Here is a 3,634-nt window from a genome sequence, read left to right as displayed (position 1 = left end):
CGAGCTCCTCGGGGATCTCCATCTCGAAGAAGCCCTTGAGCATGGGGCGGTGGATGCCGCTGACGAGGGCGGCGTAGGAGGTGTACATGAGGACGGCCTGGTACTCGTGGGCGAGGTCGTCGTTGAGCCCGTCGATGAGGGCCTGCTTGTCGGTAGCCATGATGGAGGAGGGCAGTGTGAGTAGCGAAGAAGGACGCCTAGCCCACGCACCGTTGAGGTAGCCGTTCCGGTCCCAGACGGGTTCTCATCCTCCTCTCATCAGGCTCTCATCGTGCTCTTAGAGCGGACGCCCGCGGGGCGCGTAGGCATGAGCAGACGAAGGGAATCAAACCCCCGTTTGCTCCCTTACACCCCTCGCCACTGACTCGCCAACGCCATGACTGCCGCCCACCTCCACCTCGCCCTCAACCACGCCCCGCTCTTCGGGATCCTCTTCGCGGTGCTTGGGCTCACCTGGGCGCTCGCGCGCAAGGACGAGGGCATCGCCCGCGCGAGCCTCGGCCTGCTCGTGCTCGCCGGCCTGCTCGTGCTCCCCGTCTACCTCTCCGGCGAGAACGCCGAGGACATCGTCGAGGATCAGGTCGGGGTATCACACGACGCGATTGAGGCACACGAGGATGCCGCGCTCGGGGCGGCGGTCGCCGTCGGCCTTCTCGGGCTCGTGGCGCTGGGGCTCCTCATCGGGTTCCGCCGGGGGGCACTGCCCCGCTCGGCGACGGCGACGGCGCTCATGCTCGCGCTCGCGGCTGGCGGCTGGATCGGCTACGTCGCGAACCTCGGCGGGCAGATCAACCACCCCGAGATCCGTGAGGATACGTCGGCATCGGCGGTCGGCGTGCCGCGCGGCGCATCCGAAGGGGAGCGCTACGATGGCGGTTGAGACTACGGCTCCTGACTGCCTCTCCTTTCGAGCTACCCATCAATCTCCACGAACCCTGCGGATCCTCACGCTCCTCCTGTTCACGATGCTCGGTGTCCCCCACGTCGCTCCACCGGCGCTCGCCCAGGCGACCGATTCCACCGAGACGCCCACGTCGCTCCCCGGGTACGACGATGCCCGCTTCGCCACGGCCACGCTCTACCAGAATGATACCTACCGTGTCGTTGGCTTCGCTTTCCGTGAGGGGCCACGGCTCTTGTAGCGCTCGACGCCGATGAGCAGGCCGATGGCGAGGGCCTCACCGAGCGCCTCAAAAAGCATGATGTCCTCAAGCGTCGCCTGCCCATCTTGATGGAAGAGCGCTCAATCCTCCGACCTCGCACCCACGGCTTCGCGTCCGCCCACCCCGTAGGAGGGTGACGGATGGAACTACGAGCTTACGCTCACGACCCCGTATCTGCCTGTAGGCACCTCGCCCCTGGCAGGCACTCCGCTACCACCGACCCGTTTGGCACATCACCAGAGCTGCAGCGACGTGGCGGAGCAGGCAGCCGCTGAAGAGCCGGCTAACCACCAGCCAGGAAAGGGGCCTTGCGGCCGCCCGGGCGCACGTGGCCGCCGTGTGCGGCGCGGACCTCCTCGACCGTCACGAACGCCTTCGGCTTGAATGACTGGACGATGTCCATCACCTCGGCAACGCGCTTGCGGGGCACGACGACGTTGAGGATCTCGACGGCGCTCTCCCGGCCGCGCCCGTGCATCTCCGTGACGGCATAGCCGGACTCGCGCAGCGCGTGCGCCGCCGCTGCTCCTGCCGCACTCCCGCTGGCAGGCTCCCCCTCCGGGAAAACGGCGCGCACCACGTTGGTGCCCATCGCAAAGCGCCCCTCCAGCCACACGCCGACGTAGTTACCGGCTGCGAAGCCCGCGGCATAGCCGACGATGTGGAGCCACGAATCCAGGTGCTGGAGCGCGGTCCCGACGGCGAGGAGCCAGAGCAGCACCTCGAAGAAGCCGATCGCCGCCGCGACGCCGCGGTGGCCTCGGACGGCCAGAATCATGCGCATGATCGACATCGAGACGTCGAGGACGCGCAGCGTGAAAATAAGCAGCGCCCCGATGGGGGCGGCCAGGAGTGCTTCCATCTCGTATTCCGAATGAGGGCTCCGCGTCACGAACGCGACGCGGAGCCCGGAAGGGGTCCTTCTCGTACTGGGAGGGGTTTGGATTGGGGGCCGCGTACGGCGGCTAGGCCACGCGGGTCGTTATCGTATCAGGCCTCGGCAGCGGGCTCTACGTCTTCGCTTCGTGCCGTGGGCAGCAGCGTTCGGCCGAAGCTCTTGACCGTGAAGACGGGGCACGGGGCTGAGCGGACGACCTGCTCGGCGACGCTCCCCATCAGGAGCCGCTTCATGCCGGTCCGCCCATGACTCCCCACGACGACGAGGTCCGCGTCGTGCTCCTCGGCGAAGTCGACAATGTCACTGGCGGGGCGGCCAACGCCGACGAAGGCTCGGACGTCGCCCACGGCGGGAAACTCGGCTCGGAGGTCGGCCGCGAGGCGCTCCAACGTCTTCTGCGAGCGCGTCTGGACCTCGTTGGCGGAGACCCGAACGGGACCGAGGGTCGGGGTCCCCCCGGTCGGTACGGTGGCCGCGTCGACGACGTGGAAGAGCGTGAGGTCGGCGTCGTACGCTTGGACGAGGGCCGCAGCGTGACGCGCGGCGAGCACGGAGTGGTCCGAGAAGTCCACCGGAGCCACGATGCGTCGGATGGCCCAGCCCCGTTCCCCTGCCTCGCGCCCGCCCACGGTGAAGACGGGGCAGGGTGCGAGGCGGACGACCTCGGCGGCCACGCTCCCCATCAGCATCCGACGGAGGCCACGGCGGCCGTGCGTCCCCATCACCACGAGGTCGACGTCCTCGTCGTCGACGTAGCCGAGCACCACCTCGGGCACCGCCCGCCCGACGACCTCCGTCTCGATCACCTCGACGGAGTCGTGCGAGTCGTGGTCCTCGGGCGGCGGGGGGAGGGGGATCTGGAGATCCTCATAGACGTCGGCGAGCGAGATCTGGAGGGAGCCCGTGCCCGAGGCGTCCGGCCAGTCGCGGGCCGGTGCCGACTCGTCCGCGACGGCGTGGAGAACGTGGAGCTCGGCTTCGAAGTGCGCGGCGAGGTAAGCCGCGTGCGTGAACGCGCCCTCGGCACAGGCGGAGAAGTCGGTCGGGAAGAGGATGCGTTGGAGGCGGATCATGGCAAGTGAGGATTGGTATTGCTCGGAAGAGAGCCTAGCTGGAACCGTTGCGCTACCTCTTCCCGCCTGATCAGAGCGTCCAGGAAGGCGGGTCGCTAGCCGGAAAGGTCATGTCGAGCGCCGCGTCGATAGCTGCTTCTCGGGAGCGGATCGCGCTCGCCTCGTCCGGAGTGTCCTGGATGGGCGCTGGGTCCCGTCGGGCGGGGCCGTCGGCTCGGGACGGAGGCGGAGCCGCTGTCGCTGGTCGCCTCGTCGGGCGGGGCTCATGAGGTCGAATCGGGTCGGCGATCATGGCGGTTTCGGGTCGGGTGGGAACGCAGAGGTAAGGAGCGCCTCAGGCTCCGAGGCCACGGAGGAGTTTGTCGGTCTCCTCCTTGTGCCGCGTCTCGTCGCTGAGGATCGTGTCGAGCTCGGCCGCGAGCCCGTAGTCCCCGAACGCCTCGGCCTGCCGCCGCCGCGCGACGTAGCGGGTGATCGTCTCGGTCTCGGCCTGGAGCACC

The 3,634-nt window shown here is 68.6% G+C and carries 6 protein-coding genes; 2 read left to right on the top strand and 4 right to left on the bottom strand.

The genetic code is table 11. The features are described from left to right. The coding region (locus tag ABJF88_08715) for a ferritin-like domain-containing protein (GenBank protein MEP0547001.1) at nucleotides 1-160 on the bottom strand (160 nt) is incomplete at its 3' end. A gap of 216 nt (nucleotides 161-376) precedes the next feature. On the opposite strand from ABJF88_08715, the gene ABJF88_08710 reads away from it, so the two are divergent. Next, nucleotides 377-880, top strand: coding sequence for a hypothetical protein (locus ABJF88_08710; GenBank protein ID MEP0547000.1), 504 nt, complete (start codon nucleotides 377-379; stop codon nucleotides 878-880). An 85-nt stretch (nucleotides 881-965) separates the two neighbouring features. Further along, nucleotides 966-1,142: a hypothetical protein gene (locus ABJF88_08705; GenBank protein MEP0546999.1), complete on the top strand. Its 177-nt coding sequence runs from the start codon at nucleotides 966-968 to the stop codon at nucleotides 1,140-1,142. 304 nt (nucleotides 1,143-1,446) lie between these two features. Here ABJF88_08705 and ABJF88_08700 read toward each other — a convergent pair whose 3' ends face one another. The 3 genes from ABJF88_08700 to ABJF88_08690 all read right to left on the bottom strand — a co-directional run. Continuing rightward, a complete protein-coding gene (locus tag ABJF88_08700) occupies nucleotides 1,447-2,025 on the bottom strand; it encodes a DUF5698 domain-containing protein (GenBank protein ID MEP0546998.1) in 579 nt (192 codons plus the stop codon). 128 nt (nucleotides 2,026-2,153) lie between these two features. Further along, entirely contained in the window at nucleotides 2,154-3,134 is a 981-nt protein-coding gene (locus ABJF88_08695; protein ID MEP0546997.1) for a universal stress protein, read from the bottom strand. Nucleotides 3,135-3,468: 334 nt separating this feature from the next. Beyond that, nucleotides 3,469-3,634 (bottom strand): ferritin-like domain-containing protein (locus tag ABJF88_08690; protein ID MEP0546996.1); only part of this gene is annotated, 166 nt, incomplete at its 5' end.

The organism is Rhodothermales bacterium (assembly GCA_039944855.1).
In the GTDB taxonomy this organism is placed as follows: Bacteria; Bacteroidota; Rhodothermia; order Rhodothermales; family JANQRZ01; genus JBBSMX01.
This window is presented reverse-complemented; position numbering and strand designations above follow the sequence as displayed.

Coding starts and splice junctions, on each gene's coding strand:
- ABJF88_08710 (MEP0547000.1), top strand. CDS start 377: ATGACTGCCGCCCACCTCCACCTCGCCCTCAACCACGCCCCGCTCTTC.
- ABJF88_08705 (MEP0546999.1), top strand. CDS start 966: ATGCTCGGTGTCCCCCACGTCGCTCCACCGGCGCTCGCCCAGGCGACC.
- ABJF88_08700 (MEP0546998.1), bottom strand. CDS start 2,025: ATGGAAGCACTCCTGGCCGCCCCCATCGGGGCGCTGCTTATTTTCACG.
- ABJF88_08695 (MEP0546997.1), bottom strand. CDS start 3,134: ATGATCCGCCTCCAACGCATCCTCTTCCCGACCGACTTCTCCGCCTGT.